This window comes from Vibrio sp. 10N.286.48.C11 (assembly GCF_041469805.1).
GTDB lineage: Bacteria > Pseudomonadota > Gammaproteobacteria > Enterobacterales > Vibrionaceae > Vibrio > Vibrio crassostreae_C.
In genome coordinates, this window is the sequence record NZ_JBFRLK010000013.1 from 78,649 (window position 1) to 105,608 (window position 26,960).

23 protein-coding genes are annotated in these 26,960 nt (G+C 45.5%); 18 read left to right on the forward strand and 5 right to left on the reverse strand.

What is annotated here, in order from left to right:
- Positions 1-53 precede the first annotated feature (53 nt).
- Entirely contained in the window at positions 54-407 is a 354-nt protein-coding gene (locus tag AB4209_RS04785) for an endonuclease domain-containing protein (RefSeq protein ID WP_017061159.1), read from the forward strand.
- A gap of 370 nt (positions 408-777) precedes the next feature.
- Here the strand turns inward: AB4209_RS04785 and pfkA are convergent, their stop codons facing one another.
- The 3 genes from pfkA to AB4209_RS04800 all read right to left on the reverse strand — a co-directional run bounded on the left by pfkA (position 778) and on the right by AB4209_RS04800 (position 3,640).
- Positions 778-1,740 (reverse strand): 6-phosphofructokinase, encoded by a 963-nt coding sequence (pfkA, locus tag AB4209_RS04790; protein WP_017061160.1) that lies wholly within the window; start codon positions 1,738-1,740, stop codon positions 778-780.
- 317 nt (positions 1,741-2,057) lie between these two features.
- Entirely contained in the window at positions 2,058-2,966 is a 909-nt protein-coding gene (gene fieF / locus AB4209_RS04795; protein WP_102320314.1) for a CDF family cation-efflux transporter FieF, read from the reverse strand.
- Between the two features lie 164 nt (positions 2,967-3,130).
- Positions 3,131-3,640 carry a CpxP family protein gene (locus AB4209_RS04800; RefSeq protein WP_372055015.1) on the reverse strand — a complete coding sequence of 170 codons (510 nt, stop codon included), beginning with the start codon at positions 3,638-3,640 and terminating at the stop codon, positions 3,131-3,133.
- Positions 3,641-3,827: 187 nt separating this feature from the next.
- Here AB4209_RS04800 and AB4209_RS04805 point away from each other — a divergent pair, with 187 nt between their 5' ends.
- From AB4209_RS04805 to trmL, 4 genes are all read left to right on the forward strand, one after another.
- Positions 3,828-4,517 carry a response regulator gene (locus AB4209_RS04805; protein ID WP_017061163.1) on the forward strand — a complete coding sequence of 230 codons (690 nt, stop codon included), beginning with the start codon at positions 3,828-3,830 and terminating at the stop codon, positions 4,515-4,517.
- Positions 4,517-5,896, forward strand: coding sequence for an envelope stress sensor histidine kinase CpxA (gene cpxA, locus AB4209_RS04810; protein ID WP_017071178.1), 1,380 nt, complete (start codon positions 4,517-4,519; stop codon positions 5,894-5,896). The genes AB4209_RS04805 and cpxA overlap by 1 nt, the downstream gene beginning before the upstream one ends.
- 76 nt (positions 5,897-5,972) lie before the next feature.
- Positions 5,973-6,590: a superoxide dismutase gene (locus AB4209_RS04815; RefSeq protein WP_102320305.1), complete on the forward strand. Its 618-nt coding sequence runs from the start codon at positions 5,973-5,975 to the stop codon at positions 6,588-6,590.
- A gap of 83 nt (positions 6,591-6,673) precedes the next feature.
- Positions 6,674-7,153: a tRNA (uridine(34)/cytosine(34)/5-carboxymethylaminomethyluridine(34)-2'-O)-methyltransferase TrmL gene (trmL, locus tag AB4209_RS04820; RefSeq protein ID WP_009844716.1), complete on the forward strand. Its 480-nt coding sequence runs from the start codon at positions 6,674-6,676 to the stop codon at positions 7,151-7,153.
- Between the two features lie 160 nt (positions 7,154-7,313).
- Here trmL and AB4209_RS04825 read toward each other — a convergent pair whose 3' ends face one another.
- Complete coding sequence (locus tag AB4209_RS04825) at positions 7,314-7,838, reverse strand: FxsA family protein (protein ID WP_012604974.1); 525 nt, start codon at positions 7,836-7,838, stop codon at positions 7,314-7,316.
- Positions 7,839-8,122: 284 nt separating this feature from the next.
- On the opposite strand from AB4209_RS04825, the gene aspA reads away from it, so the two are divergent.
- The 11 genes from aspA (at position 8,123) to AB4209_RS04880 (ending at position 22,766) form a co-directional block, all read left to right on the forward strand.
- A complete protein-coding gene (aspA, locus tag AB4209_RS04830; RefSeq protein WP_019821539.1) occupies positions 8,123-9,574 on the forward strand; it encodes an aspartate ammonia-lyase in 1,452 nt (483 codons plus the stop codon).
- A 180-nt stretch (positions 9,575-9,754) separates the two neighbouring features.
- On the forward strand, positions 9,755-11,062 hold the full coding sequence (locus AB4209_RS04835) for an anaerobic C4-dicarboxylate transporter (RefSeq protein ID WP_017061168.1): 1,308 nt from the start codon (positions 9,755-9,757) through the stop codon (positions 11,060-11,062).
- Positions 11,063-11,572: 510 nt separating this feature from the next.
- Positions 11,573-13,021: a YfcC family protein gene (locus AB4209_RS04840; protein ID WP_017062726.1), complete on the forward strand. Its 1,449-nt coding sequence runs from the start codon at positions 11,573-11,575 to the stop codon at positions 13,019-13,021.
- 805 nt (positions 13,022-13,826) lie between these two features.
- Positions 13,827-15,050 (forward strand): arginine deiminase, encoded by a 1,224-nt coding sequence (gene arcA / locus AB4209_RS04845; protein WP_017062724.1) that lies wholly within the window; start codon positions 13,827-13,829, stop codon positions 15,048-15,050.
- Positions 15,051-15,123: 73 nt separating this feature from the next.
- Positions 15,124-16,035, forward strand: a complete 912-nt coding sequence (gene arcC / locus AB4209_RS04850; RefSeq protein ID WP_017062723.1) for a carbamate kinase — start codon at positions 15,124-15,126, stop codon at positions 16,033-16,035.
- A 142-nt stretch (positions 16,036-16,177) separates the two neighbouring features.
- Complete coding sequence (locus AB4209_RS04855; RefSeq protein ID WP_017063666.1) at positions 16,178-17,188, forward strand: ornithine carbamoyltransferase; 1,011 nt, start codon at positions 16,178-16,180, stop codon at positions 17,186-17,188.
- A gap of 484 nt (positions 17,189-17,672) precedes the next feature.
- Positions 17,673-18,602, forward strand: coding sequence for an aspartate carbamoyltransferase (gene pyrB, locus AB4209_RS04860; protein WP_004729720.1), 930 nt, complete (start codon positions 17,673-17,675; stop codon positions 18,600-18,602).
- A 15-nt stretch (positions 18,603-18,617) separates the two neighbouring features.
- The gene (pyrI, locus tag AB4209_RS04865) at positions 18,618-19,082 is read left to right on the forward strand and encodes an aspartate carbamoyltransferase regulatory subunit (RefSeq protein WP_059021942.1); all 465 of its coding nucleotides are present in this window, start codon (positions 18,618-18,620) and stop codon (positions 19,080-19,082) included.
- A 327-nt stretch (positions 19,083-19,409) separates the two neighbouring features.
- Positions 19,410-19,898 carry an arginine repressor gene (locus tag AB4209_RS04870; protein ID WP_102320306.1) on the forward strand — a complete coding sequence of 163 codons (489 nt, stop codon included), beginning with the start codon at positions 19,410-19,412 and terminating at the stop codon, positions 19,896-19,898.
- Between the two features lie 175 nt (positions 19,899-20,073).
- Entirely contained in the window at positions 20,074-21,924 is a 1,851-nt protein-coding gene (locus AB4209_RS04875) for a protein-disulfide reductase DsbD (protein ID WP_102320307.1), read from the forward strand.
- A gap of 212 nt (positions 21,925-22,136) precedes the next feature.
- A complete protein-coding gene (locus AB4209_RS04880) occupies positions 22,137-22,766 on the forward strand; it encodes a response regulator transcription factor (protein WP_017062717.1) in 630 nt (209 codons plus the stop codon).
- On the opposite strand, the gene AB4209_RS04885 is transcribed toward AB4209_RS04880, so the two are convergent.
- Complete coding sequence (locus AB4209_RS04885; protein ID WP_372055018.1) at positions 22,763-24,514, reverse strand: potassium/proton antiporter; 1,752 nt, start codon at positions 24,512-24,514, stop codon at positions 22,763-22,765. The genes AB4209_RS04880 and AB4209_RS04885 overlap by 4 nt on opposite strands.
- Positions 24,515-24,940: 426 nt before the next feature.
- Here AB4209_RS04885 and AB4209_RS04890 point away from each other — a divergent pair, with 426 nt between their 5' ends.
- Both AB4209_RS04890 and AB4209_RS04895 read left to right on the forward strand, forming a co-directional pair.
- Positions 24,941-25,207: a DUF4212 domain-containing protein gene (locus AB4209_RS04890; RefSeq protein ID WP_010435433.1), complete on the forward strand. Its 267-nt coding sequence runs from the start codon at positions 24,941-24,943 to the stop codon at positions 25,205-25,207.
- 10 nt (positions 25,208-25,217) lie between these two features.
- Positions 25,218-26,921, forward strand: a complete 1,704-nt coding sequence (locus tag AB4209_RS04895; RefSeq protein ID WP_017062715.1) for a sodium:solute symporter family protein — start codon at positions 25,218-25,220, stop codon at positions 26,919-26,921.
- The last annotated feature ends 39 nt before the right edge of the window (positions 26,922-26,960 follow it).

Genomic DNA, 26,960 nt, shown 5'->3' on the forward strand with positions numbered 1-26,960 from the left:
TTTGCACTGAGCTCTTTGTAACTTAATAACATTCCGGTTTATTAGACTGCGCTATGAAGATTTATACACAAGCTCATCTAAACACATTTCGAAAACAGCTCCGAAACAACATGCCTCAACCAGAACGCAAGCTATGGTTTTATATACGGAACAAGCAGCTTGGTATTAAGTTTCGCAGACAACATAGCATCGGAAAGTACGTCGTGGATTTCTTCAGCTGTGAACTAAAACTGGCCATTGAGATAGATGGTAATAGCCACTTTTCAGAACAAGCACAGGCTTACGATCATCAGCGTACACGAGACTTAAACAAGATTGGAATCAAGGTGCTTCGCTTTACCAATAATGAAGTTAATCAGAATCTTGAAGAAGTTTTGGTGAAAATCATGAATTCAATCCCCAAATAAACTTCTGTGTACGCATCCCCCTCTAACTCCCCCTTATTTCAACATTTTCGATTACCCTGCCGATCTAAGGTAAAGGGGGAGAACTTTCTTTGTTCACTTAGGTTCCTAGGCTTACTGAAACCATAAAATGTTCAATAAATCGCTAATAGGAAAGCTTACGTTAATCGCTAAAATTTGTTGTAGTCGGTATATGCTCCAACAACTACGGAACGGTTCCTCCCCTTTCCAATGAAAGCTAAAGGGATCTAGAAACCTGACATAAGGGGAGGCTAGGAGGGGATTTTACAATGAATCTAAAGAACGGCAGGCACAAAAAAACCGCTGAATAATCAGCGGTTTTTAAATTCTTTAAGAGAACGCTAAGCGTGGCTTAGAACAACTCTTCTGCAACGCGGAACAGCTCAGAACGGTCTGGATTCTGCATGTTCTCGATACAATCGATGATGTCGTGGTGAACAAGTTCTTCTTTCTCGATACCCACACAACGACCACCGTGACCTTCTTGAAGAAGGTGAACAGCGTAGTTACCCATGCGAGAAGCCAATACACGGTCAAATGCAGTAGGACGACCACCACGTTGGATGTGACCAAGAACCGTTGCACGAGTTTCACGACCTGTTGAAGATTCGATCTCTTTAGCCAGTTCGTTAGCATCCATCATTAGCTCAGTTAGAGCGATGATTGCGTGCTTCTTACCTTTCGCAATACCATCTTGGATGTTGCTGATAAGCTGTTCTTTATCTAGGCCAGTCTCTGGAGTAATGATGTACTCACAACCACCCGCGATTGCTGACATAAGCGTAAGGTCACCACAGTGACGGCCCATGATTTCAACAATAGAAATACGTTGGTGAGAAGAAGACGTGTCACGTAGACGATCAATTGAATCAATAACAGTGTTAAGCGCTGTTAGGTAACCGATTGTGTAGTCAGTACCCGCGATATCGTTATCGATTGTGCCTGGAAGACCGATACATGGGTAACCCATTTCAGTCAGCTTCTTAGCACCCATGTAAGAACCGTCACCACCGATAACAACAAGTGCTTCGATACCGTGCTTCTTAAGGTTCTCAATGCCTTTCTCACGAACAGCAACGTCTTTAAATTCAGGGAAACGTGCAGAACCCAAGAAAGTACCACCACGGTTGATCACGTCAGATACGCTTGAACGGTCAAGCTTTTCGATACGGTCTTCAACAAGGCCTTGGTAGCCATCGTAAATACCGTAAACTTCAATGCCAACTGATAACGCAGTACGAACAACGCCGCGAACTGCTGCGTTCATACCTGGAGCGTCACCACCACTGGTCAAAACACCGATCTTCTTAATCATGCTCACCCTCGATTTTTGGGAATCTATTATTCAATTCTTGTTCTTGCTGATTGTATATCAACAAGATTTTAAATCTATATTTGTGCGTTATGTTACATTTCCTCAACAGGAATAGCACTCAAATCGCGTAAAATTATGTAACATTTCTACTTCTGTAAGAGTATTACAGTTTTACTCAATAACTTTGTTGATTCACATCAGAATCAACATTAATTGTTACTAAGGTGGTTTTTGAATCACCTAACAGTTAATAATTTTTACTCACTTTAGTTCAAAAGCCACTCACTTACCATTTGCCCGCTGATTTTTAGCACGCATTACCACGAGTGGAATTTCTGCTGCTTCTCTGGTCCAAATACCACCGAATACGGGTCTTGGTGAATTAATACATCAGCATCAGGGAACACGGAGATAAGCTTAGCCTCTACTTCGTCAGAAATGCGATGCGCTTCAATAAGTGGGATATTATCTTCCAATTCTAGATGCAGTTGAATGAAGCGAATTGGCCCCGAACGACGTGTTCGTAATTGATGCACACCCAACACGCCTTCCACGCTCAATGATGTCTCTTTAATCTGTTTCAGCTCATCATCTGGCAGCTTATGATCAAGCAGAGACTGAACCGCTTCCATCGCCATTTGATAAGCGCTGTACAGAATGTAGATACCTATACCCACCGCAAATACAGAGTCCGCTTGGCCAAGCCCAAGCCAACTCAATGCCAGTGCCAGCATAATCGCGGCGTTCATATAAAGGTCTGATTGATAGTGCAGAGAGTCGGCCGCAATAGCTTGGCTGCCTGTTTTGTTGACCACATGCTTTTGGAATCGAACCAAACCGAAGGTCATCACCATCGCAAATAAGCTGACATAGATACCAATCTCTGGAGAATTCAGTTCATGAGGTCGGAAGAAGCGCTCAATACCATTGAGAATAAGGAAACATGCAGAGCCTGAAATAAACATTGCCTGCGCTAATGCAGCTAGAGATTCAGCCTTACCATGACCAAAGGTGTGCTCTTTGTCGGCAGGCTGCAGAGAGTAACGAACCACGATAAGGTTAACGACAGAGGCCGCGATATCCAGCATTGAATCCACGACGGAAGCCAGCAGACTCACGGAACCTGTCACCCACCAAGCTGCGACTTTCACTATCAATAAAATAGTGGCGATGGTTGTGGCTGCCCAAGCGGCGAGCGTAACTAAACGTGCGTATTCTTGTTTCATAACTTGGCTATAAAGTGACTGATAGCACAAAGTATAACCTGCAAACAACCAATTGAATATGACAGCTATGATGTAAAACATTCATTTTTAAGGATCAAAAAAAGCGGCACTCGGCCGCTTCTTTCTAAACACTTTCATTCAACGCTGATTTTTCAAGCAATGAATTACTTGTCTTTGTTCATGCGTTTTTCCATTTTGTCAGCACACTTAGTCATGCGCTCTTGTTGGATTTCTTTCAGTTGAGTCTTTTGCTCAGCCGTTAGTACGCTCATCATTTCGTGTTGCTTCTTAAGCATTGCTACGCGACGCTCAGTTTGCTTCTCAACCATTTGGCTTGCTAGGTCGTTTGCTGCTGCTTCGTCAAAGTTGTCAGCAAGTACCAATGCTTGAACCTTTTCGTGATGCGCTTTCATTTGCGCCATTTTTGCCGTTTTGTTTGCACCGCGCTTTGATTTCATCTCAGCACGGTCTGCTTCACGCATCTCTTTTAACTGTTCTTTTTGAGCGTCGGTTAGGTCTAGTTGGCGCATTACTTTTTTATCGAAACCGCCACACTTGTCGTGCATACCTTTGTGGTCACCTTTATCACCACCACCGTAAGCATACGCGCTTGCTGTACCTAACATTAGTGGAAGTGCCGCAGCTGCTAGTACAAGTTTCTTAGTCATTTTCATAATTGTTGCCTCAATTCGGTATAATAAGTCATGTGTTGCGTCTGTTTCTCAGCGCTTAGATATAGATTAGTCTTTCCCTCGTAAAGTGACGTTTAGAAAGCGTAAAGAATCGTAAAGAGTGAAAGTTGACGAATAATTAGCAGTATTATTAACCTGTAAATAGTAGATAACCGATTAAGGCTTCCCAATGGCGAACATTCTTCTTATTGATGACGACACCGAGTTAACCAGCTTACTCAAAGACATTCTGAGCTTTGAGGGCTTCACTGTTTCCGAAGCCAATGATGGCTATGCAGGGCTGGAAGCTATCAATGATGAGATTGACCTGATTCTTTTGGATGTGATGATGCCGCGTCTTAATGGCATGGAAACACTAAAGAAACTGAGAGAAAATTGGGAAACACCAGTGCTGATGCTGACCGCAAAAGGCGAAGAGATCGACCGTGTGATTGGTCTTGAACTTGGCGCGGATGATTACCTGCCTAAACCTTTCAGTGACCGAGAGTTGTTAGCTCGTATTCGAGCTATCTTGCGTCGTACTCAAACCAACACCGCACCTAAGGCGGCCAGTGATAGAGTTCAATATCAAGACATCGAAGTCTTCCCTGGCAAACAAGAAGCCTACTGCAATGGGGAGCTCATCGACCTCACCACAACCGAGTTCGCCCTACTGAGTCACCTTATCCAAAACCCAGGGCAAGTGATCACCAAAGAAGCATTGAGTTTGGATGTGCTGGGTAAAAGGCTCGCAGCGTTTGACCGCGCGATAGACATGCACATCTCTAATCTACGTAAGAAGATTCCTGAGCGCACTGACGGCAAATCACGCATCAAAACCTTACGAGGCCGTGGCTACTTATTGGTAGAGGAAGATTAATGCGTATACCTAAAATCACCAGCTTATATGGACGTATCTTTGCTATCTTTTGGTTCACCATGTTACTGGTGCTTTTGTCGGTGCTGTCACTTCCCCATTTAGACCCTCGAGTCGCGCGAGATGTGCCCGCAGATCACCTCGATAAACTCGAGCGTATCGCTAAAATCACAGAGAAACGCTACGCCAAAGAACCTAATCTGGGCAAGATTGTCTTCCAACTGGAGGCACCACGCAGCCGCAAGGATTCTAGAGCTCGCATCTACCTGACCGATCTTGAGGGCGCAGTCCTTACCTCGAAAAGGCATTCAGACTATAAGCTAAAGGCGATTCGTAACTTTGTTACCTCGATAGATAACCCTGAAGTGCCGAAACAAAAACTGTACGGACACTACATGGTCGCAGGGCCAGTGCCAATTACTCTCGCTGGTGAAGAGTTGCTGATGTATGCCGGAGTGAAGTGGAACCAACCACCGCCATTCTTACTGCGCCTGTTTGATAGACCTCTGCAGCTATTGCTTGCCGTGATGTTGGCGAGTACCCCGCTATTACTTTGGTTAGCTTGGGCACTGAGTCAACCCGCTCGCAGGCTAGAACGCGCGGCACAACGCGTGGCGAAAGGTCAATTCGAGGTCGATCCAACACTCGAAAAAGGTACTTCAGAGTTCAGACAAGCTGGTGAAAGCTTTAACCAGATGGTAGAAGCGGTAAACCAGATGATTTCGGGGCAACAACGCCTGCTCTCTGATATCTCACACGAGCTCCGCTCGCCACTGACACGTCTTCGCATGGCCAATGCACTGGCGATTCGTAAACAAGGCGAGAGCCAAGAGTTAGAACGCATTGATACCGAAGCACAGCGTTTGGAACAGATGATCAGTGAGCTGCTAACGCTATCTCGTATGCAGGTCGACAGCCATATTACTCGTGAGGTTCAGCCTATCTCGAGCCTATGGGAAGAGATCTTAAAAGACGCAGAGTTTGAAGCCGAACAGATGGGCAAACAACTGACGTTCTCGGAGATCCCAGAACGCTCTATTTCGGGGAACCCTAAACTGCTGATGAGTGCGCTAGACAACATTACACGCAATGCCATCTACTACGGTAAAGACCAAGTGGATGTACAGTTCCATGTGGTTCAAGATCAGCTAACAATTTGCGTCAATGATAATGGTGATGGTGTTCCAGAGGATGAACTCGATTCTATCTTCAGACCTTTCTACCGTGTCTCAACAGCGCGTGACAGAAACTCTGGCGGCACAGGGCTTGGATTAACCATTACTGAAAGTGCGATTCGCCAACACAGCGGAACCATCACCGCAACCCGCAGCCAGCTCGGTGGATTACAACTCGAAATCACGCTGCCTATCTTACCGGTGTAATACCCCCACAAAGATCACAGTTGATAATGATTGTTATTATCATTATGGTAAATCCTCTAATTAAGGAGGATTTACCATGTCGCACACTTTCCCTGCTTTACCCTACGCTTACGATGCCCTAGAGCCTTACATTGACGCTAAGACAATGGAAGTGCATTACAGCAAGCACCATAGAACCTACTACGATAAGTTTGTTGCGGCGGTGTCTGGCAGCGAGCTAGAACAGCAATCTCTGACCGAGATCTTTGCCAACATATCTCAGCACAGCCCTGACGTGCGTAACAATGGTGGTGGCTACTACAATCACATCTTGTATTGGAATTGCATGTCGCAAGACGGTGGTGGTGAACCTACGGGCGAGCTTGGTGAGGCTATCAAGAGTACCTTCGGTGATTTCGAGACATTCCAAGATCAGTTCGCCCAAGCGGCGATCAATACCTTTGGCTCCGGCTTTGCTTGGCTAGTGGTAGAGCAAGGGCAGCTGAAGATCATCTCAACCTCGAACCAAGATAATCCGTGGATGGATACCGTGGCGAGTGATGGCGAACCGATTCTCGCGCTCGATGTTTGGGAACACGCCTACTACATCAGCTACCAAAACCGTCGTCCTGATTACATCAATGCATGGTGGAATGTGGTGAATTGGAATGCCGTATCTGAAAACTACGCGCAAGCACTAACGAACCAAGCGTAAGCGAATGGTGACGGTGGCGAACTGTACTCACTCAGCTTGCCACCGTATACTCGGGCTATCTTTGATTACTCTTGTGAACCAACATGTTTGATATCGCTCTATACGAACCAGAAATTGCACCCAATACGGGTAACATCATCCGCCTATGTGCTAACTGCGGCGCAAATCTGCACCTGATTGAACCGCTTGGCTTTGATTTTGAAGAGAAGAAGGTTCGTCGTGCTGGATTGGATTACCATGACCTTGCGCGAGTTAAGCGTCACAAGAACCTAGAAGCTTTCCTTGAGTATCTAGAGAATGAACGTGAGGGTGATTTCCGCATCTTTGCTTGCACCACAAAAACGACAGGCCACCACGTTGATGCGAAATTCCAACAAGGCGATGTGCTGATGTTTGGCCCTGAGACTCGCGGCCTGCCTGCTGAGTTCATTGAAAGCATGCCAATGGAGCAACGTATTCGTATTCCAATGATGCCAGACGCACGCAGCCTCAACCTGTCTAACGCAGTGGCAATCATTGCTTTTGAAGCATGGCGACAAATGGGCTTTGAAGGCGCGGTATAACCGAACACTCAAGCTTATCTTTTATCTGTTATCGATAGTAAACAGTAAGTAACAGCTAGCGAAAGACAATAAAAAAGGCTCTTACCATTATCACTTTCTGCGAAGGATAAAGGTAAGAGCCTTTTCTGTTTTCCCTCTATATAAAGAGAGAAAAAATTAATTAGTTTAAGCGGTTACGATCGTTGTCGTCGTCTTTCTTCTCAAACTCACCTTCAAAGGTGTTGCCGTCTTTTGATTGGTCAGATGGATCGCGATTGAATGGGTCTTGTCCAAATGGGCTCTGGCCAAAACCAGCTTGTCCACCGGCATGGAAACCACCAGACATGTTGGTCACCACCATTTTTTCCATCATTTTCTTGGCAATCATCGCTCTTGGTGCTGGCAATAATACCAACATACCGAGTGCGTCCGTCATAAAACCCGGAGTCAGCAGCAATACACCGGCAACTGCAAGCATCACGCCTTCAAGAATCTGTTGTGCTGGCATTTCGCCTTGTTGCAAACGACCTTGCACAGACATAAGTGTCTGAATGCCTTGGCTACGAACCAGCGATGCACCCACAAATGCAGTGATCAGAACCAACGCTATAGTTGGCCACAATCCTAAGAAGCCACCAACTTGAATAAATAGCCCAATCTCAATGATGGGTACGAAGATAAATAGTAATAATAAGATAGGAAACACACGCCCTCCTTTGTTACTTGCAGTTTACGCTGAAAGCCCTAACAATCTCAAATTTATCCTGTAAATAAGCGTGTTTATTGACCAAGAATAACTTTGCAAAATATTGACGAAACAAAACCGAAAAAGGTGATCCACTTAATATTTTTATGCGCTAAGTACAGTATCATGTGCCACATAAGTCAGGACGGATTTATCAGCCCAATATTCTAGCGAACGGAGTATTTGCACACAGAATAGGCTAATAACTAACTATATAATCAGAATAATTCTCTAAGGATCCTGTTATGGCTACTCAATCAGAAGCTCAAGTTGAAGCTCCTCAAGCTACTCGTCTCGAAGAAGATCTATTAGGTCAACGTCATGTTCCGGCTGATGCTTACTACGGCATCCACACTCTACGCGCAGTTGAAAACTTCAACATCTCAAATGTAACGATCTCAGATGTACCTGAATTCGTTCGCGGTATGGTGATGACTAAGAAAGCGGCGGCTTTAGCAAACAAAGAGTTAGGTGTAATTCCAAGCGAAGTGGCTAAATACATCATCCAAGCTTGTGACCTAATTCTAGACACGGGTAAGTGCATGGATCAGTTCCCATCGGACGTTTTCCAAGGTGGTGCTGGTACTTCTGTAAACATGAACGCAAACGAAGTTGTTGCGAACGTGGCTCTTGAACTTATGGGCAAAGAAAAAGGTCAATACGAGTTCATCAACCCGAACGACCATGTAAACCGCAGCCAATCTACAAACTGTGCTTACCCAACTGGCTTCCGTATCTCTGTTTACAACAGCGTTCGTAAACTGATTGATGCGATCGAATACCTAAAAGGTGCATTCGAGCTTAAGAGCCAAGAATTCAACACGATTTTGAAGATGGGTCGTACTCAGCTTCAAGACGCAGTTCCAATGACGGTTGGCCAAGAGTTCCACGCTTGGGCTGTAACCATCAATGAAGAAATCAAAAACCTAGAATACACTTCAAAACTACTGCTTGAAGTAAACCTAGGCGCAACGGCTATCGGTACAGGTCTGAACGCAGCACCGGGTTACCAAGGCCTAGCAGTGAAACACCTAGCAGAAGTAACAGGCCTAGAGTGTGTAGCGGCTGAAGATTTAATCGAAGCAACGTCTGACTGTGGCGCATACGTAATGACGCACGGCGCACTTAAGCGTCTAGCAGTTAAGCTATCTAAGATCTGTAACGACTTGCGTCTACTTTCTTCAGGTCCACGTACTGGTTTGAACGAGCTAAACCTACCTGAACTGCAAGCAGGTTCTTCAATCATGCCTGCTAAAGTAAACCCAGTTGTACCTGAAGTAGTAAACCAAGTTTGCTTCAAAGTTCTAGGTAACGACAACACGGTTTCTTTCGCTGCGGAAGGTGGTCAACTTCAACTGAACGTAATGGAACCTGTTATTGCACAAAGCATGTTTGAGTCTCTAGACATCCTAACAAACGCTTGTGTGAACCTACGCGACAAGTGTGTAGACGGCATTACGGTGAACAAAGAAGTATGTGAATCACACGTATTTAACTCTATCGGTATCGTCACTTACCTAAACCCATACATTGGCCACCACGAGGGTGACATTGTTGGTAAGATCTGTGCTGAGACAGGTAAGAGCGTTCGTGATGTGGTTCTAGAGCGCGGTTTATTAACCGAAGAAGAACTTGATGACATTTTCTCTGTTGAAAATTTGATGCATCCTCAGTATAAAGCGAAGCGCTACGAATAAAGTTAGCGAGAAAGGGTTCCAAACGGAGCCCTTTTTTAGGCTCCAATACGGTTAACCATGATTATTTTGTGGATTTCCGTTGGTTGCGCTTTTGCCAAATTGAATCTAAACCATAGAACTATTATGTGAACATTCCAGCGGCGAATGTTCACATAATAAAATCTAAATGAGGTGTTACTTATGATTGCAGTAGAACTGTTTGTCGTCCTGCTCTTTATCTTTTTGGGGGCCAGAATTGGCGGTATCGGTATTGGTTTTGCCGGTGGTGCTGGTGTTATTGCCCTTTCACTTATTCTTGGCGTTCCAACAAGCCAATCTTTCATCCCGATCGACGTAATCTTGATCATCATGTCAGTTATCACCGCAATTGCTGCAATGCAAGTTGCTGGCGGTATGGACTGGTTGGTACAAATTGCCGAAAACTTTTTGCGTAAACACCCTGAACGCATCACCTTTTACGCGCCGATTGTGACCTTTGTAATGACATTAATGGCGGGTACTGGTCACACAGCATTCTCTACGCTTCCTGTTATTGCAGAAGTAGCGAAAGGCCAAGGTGTTCGTCCTTCTCGTCCACTGTCTATCGCAGTTGTCGCTTCTCAAATTGCTATCACAGCTTCGCCAATCTCGGCTGCAGTTGTGGCTTTCGCAGCAATGTTGGCACCATTTGGTGTTGATTACCTAACGCTATTGATGGTTTGTATCCCAACAACCTTCATCGCTTGTATGGTTGGTGCGGTTGTTGCTAACTACATGGGTAGCGAATTGAAAGACGATCCTGTTTATCAAGAACGTCTAGAGAAAGGTCTAATCAAGCTAGCAACAGAAGAGAAACGCGAAATTCTACCTACAGCGAAGAAAGCAACGTACATCTTCCTAGCTGCAATTGGTTTCGTGGTTTGTTACGCAGCGGCTATCTCTAGCTCTGTTGGCCTAATTGAAAACCCGGCGCTAGGTCGTAACGAAGCGATCATGTCTGTAATGCTGGCAGCAGCAGCGGCTATCGTGATGTTCACTAAGATTGATGCAGCGAAGATTTCTTCAGCACCAACGTTCCGTTCTGGTATGACGGCATGTGTATGTGTACTTGGTGTGGCTTGGTTAGGTTCAACGTTTGTAAACGCACACGTTGCTGAAATCAAAGACGTAGCAGGCGCTCTACTGGCTGACTACCCATGGATGCTGGCTCTTGTTCTGTTCTTCGCTTCTATGCTGCTTTACTCTCAAGGCGCAACAACAGTTGCACTGATGCCTGCAGCACTAGCGATTGGCGTAGCACCACTAACAGCCGTTGCTTCTTTTGCTGCGGTAAGTGCGCTGTTCGTACTTCCAACTTACCCTACGCTACTAGCAGCGGTTGAGATGGATGACACAGGCTCAACGCGTATCGGTAACTACGTATTCAACCACCCATTCTTCATTCCAGGTGTGGTAACAATCAGTACTGCGGTAGCACTCGGCTTCGCATTCGGCGGTCTGTTTATCTAACATTCGCTGGTGATTGAACATTTAAAAGGAAGCTTCGGCTTCCTTTTTTGTTTTCTGCTCAATGTGTTATTTGATACGCATCAAATAACCATTATAAACTTTAAAAACCGCCTAAAAATAAAGTTTGAATAAAATTCCAAGATTATTCTGCCTAATCATAAACAACACCTACCAAATCAATCTCCTTCCACTTCCAGTTAATCCACAACGAATATTAATCCAAGCTAACTAACCAAAAAACCTTGACGATTTTCTGCCATTTTTTAGCCCTTTTATTAGCCATTATTTTTGTGAACAGCACCAAACTTAAATACCGGAGTAAGGAATAAAATAACCGCAGCTAAATTAAATCTAACTTCATTTGGATTAGTAAATATAAAAACAACCTTAATTTAAAGTCAGCAACTTTATATCGTTGAGTGCTTTATAAGTGTCCGTGTATTTACAATCTATAAATCATTAGTCGCTAATTCACATCACTTCTATTTAAGATGATGTAAGGAGATAGCCATGACAACTCAAACGATACCAAGCGAGAAAAAAAAGGGCGGCTTCTTTGCCAACTTTAAATTCCCTTCTGCCTACACCATTCTATTTATTCTGATTGCGTTCGTCGCACTGCTTACCTGGATTGTTCCAGCAGGCCAATACGACCGTGCAATGAATGAAGAGCTAGGCCGAGAAGTACCCGTAACCGGAACCTATCAAGCGGTAGAAGGTAACCCTCAAGGCGTGATTGATGTACTGCTCGCGCCTATTGACGGCTTCTATGACCACAATAGCTATGAAGCGGCGGCTATCGACGTTTCGCTGTTCATCTTAATCATTGGTGGCTTCTTAGGGCTAGTAACCAAAACGGGTGCCATTGATGCCGGTATCGAGCGCGTCACCGCCCGCTTAGAAGGGCGAGAAGAGTTGATGATACCAATACTGATGGCGCTATTTGCCGCAGGTGGTACCGTCTACGGCATGGCGGAAGAATCACTGCCCTTCTATACATTACTAGTGCCGGTAATGATGGCAGCTCGCTTTGACCCTCTTGTTGCCGCTGCGACCGTACTGCTTGGTGCAGGTATTGGGGTGCTGGGTTCAACGATTAACCCATTCGCAACCGTGATCGCTGCCAACGCCTCTGGTATTCCATTTACAGACGGTATCGTGTTGCGCATTGCGATGTTGATTATTGGTTGGGGTATTTGTGTTGCCTACGTAATGCGTTACGCAAGAATGGTTCAAGCCGATCCAACAACATCAATTGTCTACGACAAATACGAAGAGAACAAAGCGCACTTCTTAGGTAATGCGAGCGGCGAAAAACTTGAATTCACCGCGACTCGCAAACTGATTCTGACCATTTTTGGTGGCTCGTTCGCTGTAATGATTTATGGTGTATCCGTTGCTGGATGGTGGATGGCTGAGATCTCAGCGATGTTCTTAGCAGCAACCATCATCGTTGGTATTGTGGCTCGCATGAGCGAAGAAGAGTTTACCACCAGCTTCATTGATGGTGCCCGCGACCTACTTGGCGTTGCGCTCATCATAGGTATTGCACGTGGTATCGTAGTGGTGATGGACCGCGGTATGATCACCGATACCATTCTCTTCTCAGCAGAACAGATGGTAACGGGGCTTTCTTCGGTTATCTTCATTAACGTGATGTTCTTCTTAGAGATTCTACTGTCGTTCTTAGTGCCATCGACCTCTGGCTTAGCGGTACTGACCATGCCAATCATGGCACCACTGGCCGACTTTGCTGGCGTAGGTCGTGACTTGGTTATCACTGCGTACCAATCTGCATCTGGCTTGGTGAACCTAATCACCCCAACCTCCGCGGTGGTGATGGGTGGTTTGGCGATTGCTCGTGTCCCTTACGTGCGCTGGGTTAAATGGGTGATGCCACTAGTCGGTATATTGATGGTGTTCTGCATTGTTGTACTGAGTATTGGTGCGCTGATCTAACTAACAGCACTTCACTCCTTTCTCATCCAAAGCCGCTTCTCACAGCGGCTTTTTTATTGTTCCCTCTCAATGTAACCCTCTGCCACTGAAACAGCTCCTCAAAGCCATACACGCGATATTCAAGGTTCTTCTGTTCGTAGCCAAGCTCAACTAAACTCAAAGCACTCGCAATAGAAGAATCAATCCTACTTTTAAACATCTAATTTTCTTGATGAAATAACACTCTATTTTCAACCATGATGTTTAAACAAATAGTTAGTCACTTATTAGCGTTAATTATATTTAAAGTAATTAATAGCCTAATAAACAGACGAGGATTAATGCCCTTTTCTATCAAAAAACACACTTAAACAGCCGATTTTAAAATGTGATCGCAACAGCTTTATTCGCATTTACTTTGTTAATAAACAATTAATTCCACATCCAAAATTAAATATCTAAATAAAAACACTGCATACTTCCAAGCTAAGTACACTCTTATCAATAAAACTATTCTGCATATAATCCCTCGTAGATTAGATTCTAGTAAGTTTCGTCAAAAAAGCGTGCATAAAGTTCCCTAACTGCTAACTATTTAGAATGTATTATTCATAACTGAAAGTGCATAAAGTTTGTTAAAACCCTTAATTTTAAAGGGCTGCGGGATAAAAAACGATTTGTGATAGATCTCTAAGAATACCTGACTAGCAGGCGTAATATTAATTCCAGACAAGAGATATGAATAAATAATTCATTCTTCTCAACTGAAAATAAATAATTACTCTTAGCGATAAAAGTAATTCAAATATATAAGAGAGAGACGATCATGAGTAAGTTCTATGTAGGTTCTGAAATAGGTCAATTACGCCGCGTTCTAGTTCACCGTCCAAGACGCGCACTGACTCACCTAACACCCTCTAACTGTCACGATTTACTATTTGATGACGTACTGGCTGTTGAACGTGCTGGTAAAGAGCATGACGCATTTACTCAAACGCTGCGTGATCAAGGTGTTGAAGTTCTTCTTCTTACTGACCTACTAGCAGACACGCTAGCAGTGCCAGAAGCGAAAGATTGGCTTTTGAATCATCAAGTTTCTGATTACCGCTTAGGCAAAACCTTTGCTAACGATGTGCGCTGCTACTTGGGCGACTTACCAAACCTAGAACTAGCAAAAATCCTAACGGGTGGTCTGTCTTACGCTGAGATGCCAATGAAATCATCTTCAATGATGCAAGGCATGCACGCACCAACCGACTTCATTATCGAACCGCTACCAAACCACCTATTTACTCGTGACACATCTTGCTGGGTATACGGTGGCGTATCCATCAACCCGATGGCGAAACCTGCTCGTCAACGTGAAACCAACCACGTTCGCGCTATTTACCGCTGGCACCCAACATTTGCTGGCCAAGACTTCATTAAGTACTTCGGCGATGAAGAAAACATCAGCTACGACAACTCAACCATTGAAGGCGGTGACGTTCTTGTAATCGGTCGCGGTACGGTTCTTATCGGTATGTCTGAGCGTACAACAGCACAAGGTGTTGAGCACTTAGCATCTAGCCTATTCAAACACGGTCAAGCGAAACAAGTTATCGCAATGCAGCTACCAAAACACCGCTCTTGCATGCACTTAGACACCGTTATGACGCACATGAACGAAGATACGTTCTCTGTTTACCCTGAAGTGGTGAGTAAAGACGTACAGTGCTGGAACCTAACTGGTGATGAGTCTGGCGCAGTGAAAGTGAAAGAAGAAGGCTACTTCGTAACAGCTATCGAAAAAGCACTTGGCGTAGACAAGCTAAACCTAATCACGACCGGTGGTGACAACTTCCATGCAGAACGTGAGCAGTGGAACGATGCAAACAACGTTCTAACGGTTAAACCTGGCGTTGTGATTGGCTACGAAGGCAACACCTACACCAATGAAAAATACGATAAAGCAGGCATCACAGTTCTTCCTATCCCTGGAGATGAACTTGGCCGCGGTCGCGGTGGCGCACGCTGCATGAGCTGCCCAATTGAGCGTGATGGTATCTAATCACTAAGACGAAAACGGCCAATTTGAATGATCTTAAATAATCTCAGCTTGGCCAAAATGAGAGAACACAATTATGACTAAGCAAACTGTTGTTGTTGCACTCGGCGGTAATGCCTTACTTCGTCGCGGTGAGCCGTTAGAAGCCGATGTTCAACGCCGTAATATTGAAACAGCGGTTAAAACCATCTCTGAAATCGCGAAAGTGTACAACGTGGTTCTAGTACATGGTAATGGCCCACAAGTTGGTTTACTGGCTCTGCAAGGTTTGGAATACAAAAAAGTAAACCCGTATCCGCTAGATGTATTGGGCAGTGAGACTCAAGGCATGATCGGCTACATGCTGATGCAAGAGTTCAAGAACTATCTACCTAACCGCAACATCTCGTGCATGTTGACGCAAATGACCGTTGATCCAAACGATCCTGCATTCGCCGATCCAACGAAGCCGATTGGCCCGATCTACGAAGAAGCGGAAGCGCGTGAATTGGCGGAGAAATTCCACTGGATCGTCAAACCAGACGGCCAACACTTCCGTCGCGTTGTGCCAAGCCCACGCCCTACTGGCATTGTTGAGCACGAAGCGATCACCCAACTTATCGATGCAGGCCACCTAGTGATTTGTACTGGCGGCGGTGGCATCCCAGTGAAAAAAGAGAACGGCAAATTAGTGGGTGTTGAAGCGGTTATCGACAAAGACATGTCAGCGGCTTTCTTAGCGAAACAACTGGATGCGGATGCACTGCTTATTTTGACCGACGCGGACGCTGTTTACCTTGATTGGGGCAAACCGACTCAACACGCACTGCGCAGCACCACACCAAGTGAACTGGCGAAATTCGAATTTGATGCAGGCTCTATGGGACCAAAAATTGAAGCATCGTGCGAATTCATTCAGCAAGGCGGCAAAGTCGTCGGTATTGGTGCACTCGAAGATGGTTTGCAAATCCTGCAAGGCTTGGCGGGCACCAACATCACCAAAGATTAATCTACTCGCGTAGCTTTTCAAGCCTTGCGAGAAAACTGAATCACCGTTTGAACTGAAATTAATACACAAAAATTGAATCGCGCTTTCTTGAATTTTCTTTCCCTGTAACAGGAAAGCGCCTAAATCTAAGAAGGAATACATCATGGCTTTTAACCTACGCAATCGTAACTTCCTAAAACTACTAGATTTCACTCCACGCGAAATTCAACACTTGTTAGATCTTTCTATGGAGCTAAAAAAAGCGAAGTACAACGGTTACGAACAGCCGACACTGACTGGCAAAAACATTGCACTTATCTTTGAGAAAACCTCAACTCGTACTCGCTGTGCATTCGAAGTCGCGGCATTCGACCAAGGTGCTCGCGTGTCTTACTTAGGTCCATCTGGCTCTCAAATTGGCCACAAAGAATCTATGAAAGATACCGCTCGCGTTCTTGGCCGTATGTACGATGGCATTGAATACCGCGGCTTCGGTCAAGAGATCGTTGAAGAACTAGGCGCTTACGCTGGTGTACCTGTATGGAATGGTCTGACTGACGAATTCCACCCAACTCAAATCTTGGCTGACTTCCTAACCATGACGGAATACGGCCGTGGTAAACAACTGCATGAAATCAGCTTTGCTTATCTAGGCGATGCTCGTAACAACATGGGCAACTCTCTGATGGTTGGCGCTGCGAAAATGGGTATGGACATCCGCCTTGTAGCTCCAAAGCAATTCTGGCCACAAGAAGAGCTACTAGCTCAATGTCGTGAAATCGCAGAACACACTGGCGGCAAAATCACGCTAACAGAAGATGTTCAAGAAGGCGTGCAGGGTTGTGACTTCCTATACACCGACGTTTGGGTATCCATGGGCGAAGCGAAAGAAGCATGGGCTGAGCGTATCAACCTAATGATGCCTTACCAAGTGAACATGGAAATGATCAAAGCAACAGGCAACCCACATGTGAAATTCATGCACTGCCTACCGGCTTTCCACGGCGAAGATACAACAGTCGGTAAGCAACTTGCTGCTGAATATCCGCAACTTAAAGATGGCGTAGAAGTGACAGATGAGGTAGTTGAGTCTGAATACTCAATCGTATTCGATGAAGCAGAAAACCGCATGCACACCATCAAAGCAGTCATGGTTGCGACACTAGGCAGCTAATAAATTAAAAAGTTACGAAGTTAAAAAGTTAAGCACTCACTTGTTCGCAAGACATTGACAAGTTAAGTGCAATAACAGGGAAATGCGGGTGGCGTTCTTGGGATTTTGACCTTGGATAAAACCCGCATTTTTTTTCATGTACTAAAAAAGATTATTACCTGAAAAACCCTGAGATTCGCAGTTCCGACAAAGGCTTAAATGGAAGCTACAAACGGACGTGATTTCGCATAAAAATCCATTAAATGAATACTTTACAGAAAGTATTGCATGGCCTTTTTATCTGAGTATAATCCTCCGCAATTTGTCTAAAGAGAGCAAAAAATGAACCGCAGTTCTGTCGCACATAATTGTCAAACTACACGCCAAAGAGTGGCGTTAGTGTCATTTTTATTTTGCTCTATTGATCGTTTCGAAGCCTCCTATTTTTAGGGGGCTTTTTTTTGTCCGCAATTTGACTGTATGCATAGAAAAAGGAAGACCCGTTATGGCGCATTCGTTATTTAACAAGCACATCATCTCCATTCCAGAGCTCTCTCGTGATGAACTGGAGCTTATCGTCGATACTGCAGCAAGACTCAAAGCAGAGCCAAACCCAGAGCTGCTGAAAAATAAGGTGGTTGCGAGCTGCTTCTTTGAGCCTTCAACTCGAACTCGCCTTTCATTTGAAACCGCAGTTCAACGCCTAGGTGGCACTGTCATCGGTTTTGATAATGGCGGTAACACGTCATTGGCGAAAAAAGGCGAAACACTTGCCGATTCGGTGCAAGTTATCTCTTCTTACGTTGATGCCTTTGTGATGCGTCATCCACAAGAAGGCGCAGCACGTTTAGCCTCTGAGTTCTCTAACGGTGTGCCAATTGTGAATGGTGGCGATGGTGCCAATCAGCACCCAACGCAGACCTTGTTGGATCTATTCTCGATTTACGAAACGCAAGGCACGCTCGACAACCTCAATGTGGCATTCGTTGGTGACCTAAAATATGGCCGCACCGTACACTCATTGACGCAAGCACTATCAAAATTCAATAACGTACGTTTCTTCTTTATTGCGCCAGAAGTGTTAGCGATGCCTGATTACATCTGTGAAGAACTGGAAGAGATGGGGATCCAATACAGCACCCACAGCAGCATTGAAGAAGTGGTGCCTGAGCTGGATGTTCTGTACATGACTCGCGTACAGAAAGAGCGCTTTGATGCGTCAGAATACGCGCACATGAAATCGGCTTACATTCTGACGGCCGATACGCTGAAAGACGCTCGCCAAAACATGAAGGTGCTTCACCCACTGCCACGTGTCGACGAAATCACAACTGACGTCGATAAAACGCCACACGCTTACTACTTCGAACAAGCTGAAAACGGTGTGTATGCACGTGAAGCTTTATTAGCCCTAGTTCTAAACGACACTTTATAAGCAGGAGATACAGTCATGGTTAAACAAACTCAGCTACAAGTAGAAGCGATCCGTAATGGCAGCGTCATTGACCACATCCCTGCTCATCTTGGGATTAAAATTCTCAAACTGTTCAAGCTGCATAAAACAGAACAGCGCATCACTATGGGGTTAAACCTGCCATCATCAGCACTCGGCAACAAAGACCTAATCAAGATTGAGAACATCTTTCTGACCAAGGAACAAGCCAACCAATTGGCTCTGTACGCCCCGCAAGCGACGGTCAATCAGATTGAAGAGTACAAGGTGGTGAACAAGCTAACATTAGTGCTGCCAGACCAAATCAACAGTGTCTACTCTTGCCCGAATAGCAACTGTATTTCGCACGGTGAGCCAGTCGAAAGCAGCTTTAAAGTGCAGCTAAAACAGGAAAACGTGCAGCTAAAATGTCACTACTGTGAAAAAGTATTCTCTCGCGAGATCATGAGTGAAATTCGCTAACCCTTAGCGCCATTATCACGGTCTCCAAAGCACCCTAATACCGATGGATATTTATGCCAAACTTGGAATAAATATCCATTTAACAAAAGAATAAAACTCCAAAATAAAAGCAATTAACTAGAATTTTATTTGGTGATCCCCTTCAAAAAGATAACTATCCTTTAGTGGTAGACTCAATGGATAGACGATCATACATCACGCATACCTTCCCTCTTTATTTCGGGATTCATCGGTAAGCCCTATTTAACAATCGTACTCTACGGCTTTGGGAGTACGCTCGGCGCTATGGACAAGCGATAACCACATGTTGACCTTAAGGAGTTGTTCATGAACCCAATCACTGAGCACGGTTGCTTGTATTCAGCTGAAGATAAAACACTGACTGAAGCGTGCAAACGCTTACTACAACAACAAAGCTTCTCGACCCAAAATCAACTGCGAGAGAAACTTGTCGATATTGGCTATACAGGTATCAGCCAATCGACCGTCTCTCGTATTTTGTCACAGCTTGGTGTTGTCAAAATTCAGAATGCTTGCGGTAAAAAGGTTTACTGCATCACGGTTGAAAGTGCACCGGTTCGTGTCGATGCATCCATCTCATCGCAAATCGAATTCATCACTCATAACCAAGCGATGGTCATCGTAAAAACTCATCCAGGTTGTGCACAACTAGTCGCAAGATTAGTTGATATCGACCCACACACTGAGATTATCGGCACCGTTGGCGGCAATGATACTGTGCTCATCATTCCAAAAGATACGATGAATATTGATGCTTGCGAACAAGTAGTAAAAGCACGCTTGGGTGTAGCTTAAATGTCTCTTTTACAAAGGCAAGTCACTCAAGTTGAATTGCAGCTCCCCACTCGATTACCCAATAAAATCGCTATCCCGCCTTAGGGGATATTTGTTTGCCGATGAAACTAATAGCAAACTATTACGGTCTGATTGAGTTAAGATACCTTCAACTCCATTTTGATGACTAAATAGTATGCGACGACTTGCCACATTACTTTTTGTTTGTGTTTCCCTATTCACCCAGCCTGCGTGGGCGCTATTTGGGAACGACAACGCCGAGCCAAGCTTCGGAGGCAATAACAATGGTTTTGTCCCTGTAGACCAAGCTTTCCCTTTCAATTACTACCAGCAAGACGACAAAGTCCTTCTCGACTGGCAAGTAAAAGAGGGCTACTACCTCTATCAACATAGCCTCTCGTTCACCGGGCAAAATCTCGCTATCGGTAATGTTGAATTAGAAGATGGTAAGCCGCACCAAGATGAATTCTTCGGTGAGGTGAGCATTTATACTCAGCCGTTATTCGTGCAAGTTCCTCTGCAGAGTTACCAAGATGGCTCACAGCTGATCGTTAAGTATCAAGGCTGTGCGGACGCAGGGTTCTGCTACCCACCAGAGACTCGTATCATCGACATTGAACCTTTCACAGCAACAGGTTCTGCTAGTTCGCAAGGTAGTGACTCACAAGCTTCATCTTCTGCTGGCAACGAAACCGATGTTTCTACGCAACCAACATCTCCGAAAGCAGACGTTGTAAGTAACACGACTCAACAGCCAAATGCCCCTGTTTCAAAAGAAGCAGGCTTAGCCGATAAGCTCGGTGACAGTTGGTGGACCCCTCTATTATTCTTAGCACTCGGTGTTGGTTTAGCCTTTACGCCGTGTGTGCTGCCTATGTATCCGATTCTAACGGGTATCGTTTTAGGTGGTGGCAAACTCAGCCAAGGTCGCGCGCTGATGCTGTCCTTTATTTACGTGCAAGGCATGGCGTTAACCTACACCTTATTAGGTTTAGTGGTTGCTTCAGCAGGCATGCAGTTCCAAGCCGCTATGCAGCACCCTTACGTGCTGATCGCGCTGAGTGTTCTGTTCGTGGCGTTGGCAATGTCGATGTTTGGCGTTTATAACCTGCAACTGCCAAGCAGCATTCAAACTTGGCTCAACAATCAAAGCAATAAGCAGCAAGGTGGCAATACCTTGGGCGTATTCGCAATGGGCGCTATCTCTGGCTTGGTGTGTTCACCTTGTACCACGGCGCCATTGTCAGGCGCGCTGCTGTATGTGGCTCAGAGTGGCGACCTATTTACCGGTGCGATTGCTCTGTATGCATTAGCCATGGGTATGGGTATTCCGCTGATTTTAGTTGCGGTATTTGGTAATAAGCTATTGCCTAAAGCGGGCAGCTGGATGGACAAGGTGAAGATCGTATTCGGCTTTATCTTGCTGGCAGCACCTATCTTCCTGCTAGAGCGCATCATTCCTGAATTGTGGGCAACCGTGCTTTGGTCTGGCCTTGGCTTCATCGCCTTTGGTTGGCTGTACCATAGCAAGAATGCACTGCCATTCGGCGGCTGGAAGCAGAGTGCGGTAGGCATCATCGCGATGCTTGGCTTGTTTGCTTCGGCACAGCCTGCATTGAACTATTGGTTTGCGGAGAAGAGCGTAACGGTAGAACAACAGCACATCCAATTTGCACGCATCAACACGGTTGAAGAGCTAGAAATCCAGCTCATCGAAGCGAAGAAACTCGGTAAGCCTGTGATGCTCGACTTCTACGCCGATTGGTGTGTGGCGTGTAAAGAGTTCGAGAAGTACACCTTCCATCAAGCTGATGTGGAAAACAAGCTTTCTGACTTTGTACTGCTACAAGCCGATGTAACGAGAAACATGCCTCAAGACATTGAACTGCTTAAACAATTACAGGTACTTGGCTTACCGACGATTGAGTTCTGGGATGGCGAGGGTAACCATGTTCCAAATGCTCGTGTAACCGGTTTTATGCCTGCTGATGTATTCTTAAAACACATGCAAAACCACCAGCTATAACGGCAATATTCACTAAAATATAAGCCGAATCGAAAGCCGCACCGCCCCTCCGTAACGAGATGGCAGTGCGGCTTTTTTGCTATTCAGAGTAACGCTTTCTTATTCCGGGGATAAAAGTCGATATGGTTCAGACTTTTAATGCATAGATATTGTCCACATACTCAATCAGGATGATAATAAATATTAACTAAATTGTTAAAAGTATGAACGTCATGGACTCGACCTATACCATCATCATTGCTGATGACCACCCTCTCTTTCGCAACGCCCTGTTTCAGTCAGTTCATATGGCGATCAGTGGTGCGAACCTGCTTGAGGCCGATTCTCTCGATGCCTTACTGACTCTGCTAAAGAAAGAAGGCGAGCCGGATCTATTACTGCTCGATCTGAAAATGCCGGGCGCCAATGGCATGTCAGGCTTAATTCAACTGCGCGCTGAATACCCAGATCTACCGATTGTGGTGGTTTCTGCCAGTGAAGATGCCAGCGTGGTCACTCAGGTGAAGAGCCACGGTGCGTTTGGCTTTATTCCTAAGTCGAGTGATATGCGTGAGTTGGTGAGTGCACTGAATCAAGTGCTGAATGGCGACCCGTTCTTCCCTGAAGGGCTTATCACCAATAATGCAGCGTGTAGCGACCTTGCAGAAAAGATTTCCACACTGACGCCTCAGCAATACAAGGTATTAGGGATGCTTTCTGACGGCTTGCTTAACAAGCAAATCGCGTATGAATTGAATGTTTCGGAAGCGACCATCAAAGCACATATGACGGCCATCTTCCGTAAACTGGATGTGAAAAATCGTACTCAAGCGGTTATCTTGCTACAAGAAGTCCACAATTAAGCTTCACTGATATCCTCTTCTAAAGTCGTCTTAGGTAAACATAAACCCAACCTGACGACTTTATGATCATCTATCTCTGCAACCACCCAAGTGATGTCATGCCACTCAAAGCTATCACCCAATACAGAGTGTGCGCCAAGCTCTTGAGCAACCAATTGTTTTAGCGTCATTTCTCGCTCTTCTTCCGAGCCAAGTTCAATACCATAACAATCACTCACTGCCGCAACTGATAGCTCAACATCCAAGAAGAAGTCACCAAAGAATCGTGCCGCCTCTTCTGCTAGAGGCGCCTCACTGAACAACGAACTTAAGCTGTCCAAATCTTTGTCTTGACCAAGCACACATAAGATATCGTTCGCCTCTAACACGGTGCTGCCTGATGGGTGAAGCAAGGCATCCTTTCTAAACAGTGCAGTAATTCGCGTTCCTTCCGGCATAGACAAACGCTTTAGTGGTTCGCCCACACACCACTTCTCTTCTTTCAGCTTGTAGACAAACATCTCCCACTCACTAGCAGGGTAAATTTCAATGCCAGTACGAGAAATCGGTGTCGGCGTTGGAGGTAGCGTCACTTGAGCCAATCTCGCGACTTTCATCAAGCTGCCGCCTTGAACAATCAGCGACACCATAACCACGAAGAACGCGATGTTGAAGTAAAGCTGAGCATTAGGCAGGCCAGCCATCATCGGGAACACCGCCAGAATGATCGGTACCGCGCCGCGTAGACCGACCCAAGAAACAAACCAACGTTCCTTGGTGGTAAAGCTTCTGAACGGCAGCAAACCCAACCAAACCGACAGCGGACGAGCAAACAAAATCATACCGAAGGCCAGTGCCAGCGCAGGCAGAGCAATGTCCATCAACGTTGATGGCGTCACCAATAAACCCAATACCAAGAACATCACGATCTGGCTTAGCCACGTCATGCCATCAAGAACATTAAGAATCGAGTGTCGCGAGCGCGTCGGACGATTACCAATGAACAAGCCCACTAGGTAAATCGATAAGATGCCGCTGCCGCCAAGCATGTTAGAGAGCGCAAACAGAGCCACGCCCCCACTGAGTACCAGAATGGAATAAAGGCCATCAGCCAATTGTACTCGATTGATTAAGCTCCATAGAACCCAGCCGCCGCCAATACCAACAAGAGTACCGATACCAAACTGCATCGCAAAACTTTGCAGTAGGAAGTTCATCCCCATCTCAGCGTCAGGGTTACCTAACAGCGCAATTAAGGTCACCGTCAGGAAGACCGCCATTGGGTCGTTAGTGCCCGATTCGATCTCTAGGGTTGAACCAACACGCTCATTGAGACTCTGTCCTTTCAGCAAAGAGAATACCGCTGCCGCATCGGTTGAACCAACAATCGCCCCGACCAAGATGCCCTGCATTAATGACAAGTCAAACAGCCAAGCCGCCATTAATCCGGTTAAGGTTGCTGTACATGCGACACCTATCGTCGCCAGCGAGAGCGAAGGCCAGAAAGCGACCTTGAAGCTCGCCACCTTGGTTCGCATACCGCCATCCAACAGAATCACGGCAAGCGCAAGGTTACTCACCAAGTAGGTCAGTGAGTAATCATCGAAATGAATATTACCGGGTCCATCTTCACCCGCTAACATACCAACGAACAAAAAGATCAAAAGAATAGGAACGCCCAATCGTGAGGACACTTGTGAGAAAAGCACACTGATGGCGATGAGCACCGCACCAGTTAAAAATAAGTGGTTGATAGTTATTGCGTCCAATTCGTTCCCCCAAAGAATAAAACTCAAGATATAAGCATGTTGATCTTCTGCCGCTAAGCATGGCACGGTCGATGAAAGTGCTTTAGTTACTATAACAAACTTATGTTTCCCTTCGTGTCATACGCAGGGCTAAATACCGTTTCTCGGTCATTTAGTTGTTAAATTTTATGACTCGCAGTCTAATTCATCCCTTTTTGTTAGACCTTTGGCTAATTTAACAACATTGTAACATCACATTTTTCTATGGTTATGTCTCCTAGCTCCCATATTTCAGTACATTAGCGCTAATACCATCCCGACTAAAGTTGCACAGATCCCTTGACTTATCCTTGCTACATTCTAAATCGTAACATTACGTTAACACGCTATTTTACAAAACGGTTTCACAAAAACAGTTTCTACGAAAACGGAATAAAGGAGAAGGCAATGGCGTTCGAATCTACGGAACATGCTCAAGCCTACTGGAAGGAAAACTTGGGAATTATGGGAACACTGCTCGCGGTCTGGTTTGCGGTGTCTTACGGCGCTGGCATCTTATTTGTGGATGCCCTCAATACCGTTCAGTTTGGCGGGTTCAAGCTAGGATTTTGGTTCGCTCAGCAAGGTTCGATATACACCTTCGTGGCGCTGATATTTATTTACGTTGTCCGCATGAATGCGCTCGACAAAAAATACAACGTACAGGAAGACTAGAGGCTAGAACATGGATATTCAAACTTGGACGTTTATTCTCGTCGGTATTACTTTCGCGGTATATATCGGCATCGCAATCTGGGCTCGTGCAGGGTCTACTAGTGAGTTCTACGTTGCTGGCGGTGGTGTACACCCAGTAGCAAACGGCATGGCGACCGCTGCTGACTGGATGTCGGCAGCATCATTCATCTCAATGGCAGGTATCATCTCATTCGTTGGTTACGACGGTGCGGTTTACCTAATGGGTTGGACAGGTGGTTATGTACTACTTGCGCTATGTTTAGCACCTTACCTACGTAAGTTCGGTCAGTTTACGGTTCCTGATTTCATCGGTGAGCGTTACTACTCGAAAACGGCACGTATGGTAGCGGTATTCTGTGCAATCTTCGTATCGTTTACGTACGTTGCAGGCCAGATGCGTGGTGTGGGCGTTGTATTCTCTCGTTTCCTAGAAGTTGATATTAACCTAGGCATCATCATTGGTATGGGTATTGTGTTCTTCTACGCAGTACTAGGTGGCATGAAAGGCATCACTTATACGCAGGTAGCTCAATTCTGTGTCCTCATTTTCGCCTTCCTTGTTCCAGCAATCTTTACCTCAATCATGATGACAGGTAACCCACTTCCACAAGTTGGTATGGGCTCTACGCTATCAGGCACAGATGTTTACCTTCTTGATAAACTGGATGGACTGACCGAAGAACTCGGATTTACCGCCTATACCGAAGGTAACAAGAGCATGGTAGATGTATTCTTCATCTGTGCGGCTCTAATGGTCGGTACTGCGGGTCTTCCACACGTAATCATTCGTTTCTTCACGGTACCAAAAGTACGTGATGCTCGTATCTCAGCGGGTTGGGCACTACTGTTCATCTCATTGCTATACACAACAGCACCAGGCGTTGCAGCATTCGCTCGTGTAAACATGATCGAAACAATCAACGGCCCTGACATGCAAGGTGTCGCTGCAGCGGACGCACCAAGCTGGTACAAAAACTGGGAAAGCACTGGCCTAGTAGGTTGGGAAGATAAGAACGGCGATGGCAAAATGTTCTACTCGGGCGATGAGCGCAACGAGATGAAGATTAACCGTGACATCATCGTACTGGCTTCTCCAGAGCTAGCGAAACTACCAAACTGGGTTGTAGCACTGCTTGCAGCCGGTGGCCTAGCAGCCGCACTATCAACAGCCGCGGGTCTACTATTGGTCATCTCAACGTCGATTTCACATGACTTGTTGAAGAAAGGCTTCAGACCAAACATGACCGACAAGCAGGAGCTGTTAGCCGCTCGTCTGGCAGCCATGGTCGCGATTGTCGGTGCCGGTTACTTAGGTATTAACCCACCAGGCTTTGTAGCACAGGTAGTAGCGTTTGCCTTCGGCTTAGCCGCAGCATCCTTCTTCCCAGCGATTATCCTAGGTATCTTCTACAAGAAGATGAACAAGGAAGGCGCAATTGCAGGTATGTTGTCAGGTATTGCCTTCACAGCAAGCTACATCATCTACTTCAAGTTCATTAACCCAGCAGCAAGCACACCTGAAAACTGGTGGTTTGGTATCAGCCCAGAAGGCATCGGTACGCTAGGTATGTGTCTAAACTTCGTAGTATCGATTGCTGTAAACAAAGTAACTGCTGAAGTACCACAAGATGTACAAGATATGGTTGAGAACATCCGTTACCCGAAAGGTGCAGGTGAAGCTCACGACCACTAAGCACGACCATTAAACAAAGATGTTTAGCAAAAAATGAAT

Excerpts from the sequence above, each read along its gene's own strand:
- AB4209_RS04785 (WP_017061159.1), top strand. The coding sequence starts at position 54 with ATGAAGATTTATACACAAGCTCATCTAAACACATTTCGAAAACAGCTC.
- pfkA (WP_017061160.1), bottom strand. The coding sequence starts at position 1,740 with ATGATTAAGAAGATCGGTGTTTTGACCAGTGGTGGTGACGCTCCAGGT.
- fieF (WP_102320314.1), bottom strand. The coding sequence starts at position 2,966 with ATGAAACAAGAATACGCACGTTTAGTTACGCTCGCCGCTTGGGCAGCC.
- AB4209_RS04800 (WP_372055015.1), bottom strand. The coding sequence starts at position 3,640 with ATGAAAATGACTAAGAAACTTGTACTAGCAGCTGCGGCACTTCCACTA.
- AB4209_RS04805 (WP_017061163.1), top strand. The coding sequence starts at position 3,828 with ATGGCGAACATTCTTCTTATTGATGACGACACCGAGTTAACCAGCTTA.
- cpxA (WP_017071178.1), top strand. The coding sequence starts at position 4,517 with ATGCGTATACCTAAAATCACCAGCTTATATGGACGTATCTTTGCTATC.
- AB4209_RS04815 (WP_102320305.1), top strand. The coding sequence starts at position 5,973 with ATGTCGCACACTTTCCCTGCTTTACCCTACGCTTACGATGCCCTAGAG.
- trmL (WP_009844716.1), top strand. The coding sequence starts at position 6,674 with ATGTTTGATATCGCTCTATACGAACCAGAAATTGCACCCAATACGGGT.
- aspA (WP_019821539.1), top strand. The coding sequence starts at position 8,123 with ATGGCTACTCAATCAGAAGCTCAAGTTGAAGCTCCTCAAGCTACTCGT.
- AB4209_RS04835 (WP_017061168.1), top strand. The coding sequence starts at position 9,755 with ATGATTGCAGTAGAACTGTTTGTCGTCCTGCTCTTTATCTTTTTGGGG.
- AB4209_RS04840 (WP_017062726.1), top strand. The coding sequence starts at position 11,573 with ATGACAACTCAAACGATACCAAGCGAGAAAAAAAAGGGCGGCTTCTTT.
- arcA (WP_017062724.1), top strand. The coding sequence starts at position 13,827 with ATGAGTAAGTTCTATGTAGGTTCTGAAATAGGTCAATTACGCCGCGTT.
- arcC (WP_017062723.1), top strand. The coding sequence starts at position 15,124 with ATGACTAAGCAAACTGTTGTTGTTGCACTCGGCGGTAATGCCTTACTT.
- AB4209_RS04855 (WP_017063666.1), top strand. The coding sequence starts at position 16,178 with ATGGCTTTTAACCTACGCAATCGTAACTTCCTAAAACTACTAGATTTC.
- pyrB (WP_004729720.1), top strand. The coding sequence starts at position 17,673 with ATGGCGCATTCGTTATTTAACAAGCACATCATCTCCATTCCAGAGCTC.
- pyrI (WP_059021942.1), top strand. The coding sequence starts at position 18,618 with ATGGTTAAACAAACTCAGCTACAAGTAGAAGCGATCCGTAATGGCAGC.
- AB4209_RS04870 (WP_102320306.1), top strand. The coding sequence starts at position 19,410 with ATGAACCCAATCACTGAGCACGGTTGCTTGTATTCAGCTGAAGATAAA.
- AB4209_RS04875 (WP_102320307.1), top strand. The coding sequence starts at position 20,074 with ATGCGACGACTTGCCACATTACTTTTTGTTTGTGTTTCCCTATTCACC.
- AB4209_RS04880 (WP_017062717.1), top strand. The coding sequence starts at position 22,137 with ATGGACTCGACCTATACCATCATCATTGCTGATGACCACCCTCTCTTT.
- AB4209_RS04890 (WP_010435433.1), top strand. The coding sequence starts at position 24,941 with ATGGCGTTCGAATCTACGGAACATGCTCAAGCCTACTGGAAGGAAAAC.
- AB4209_RS04895 (WP_017062715.1), top strand. The coding sequence starts at position 25,218 with ATGGATATTCAAACTTGGACGTTTATTCTCGTCGGTATTACTTTCGCG.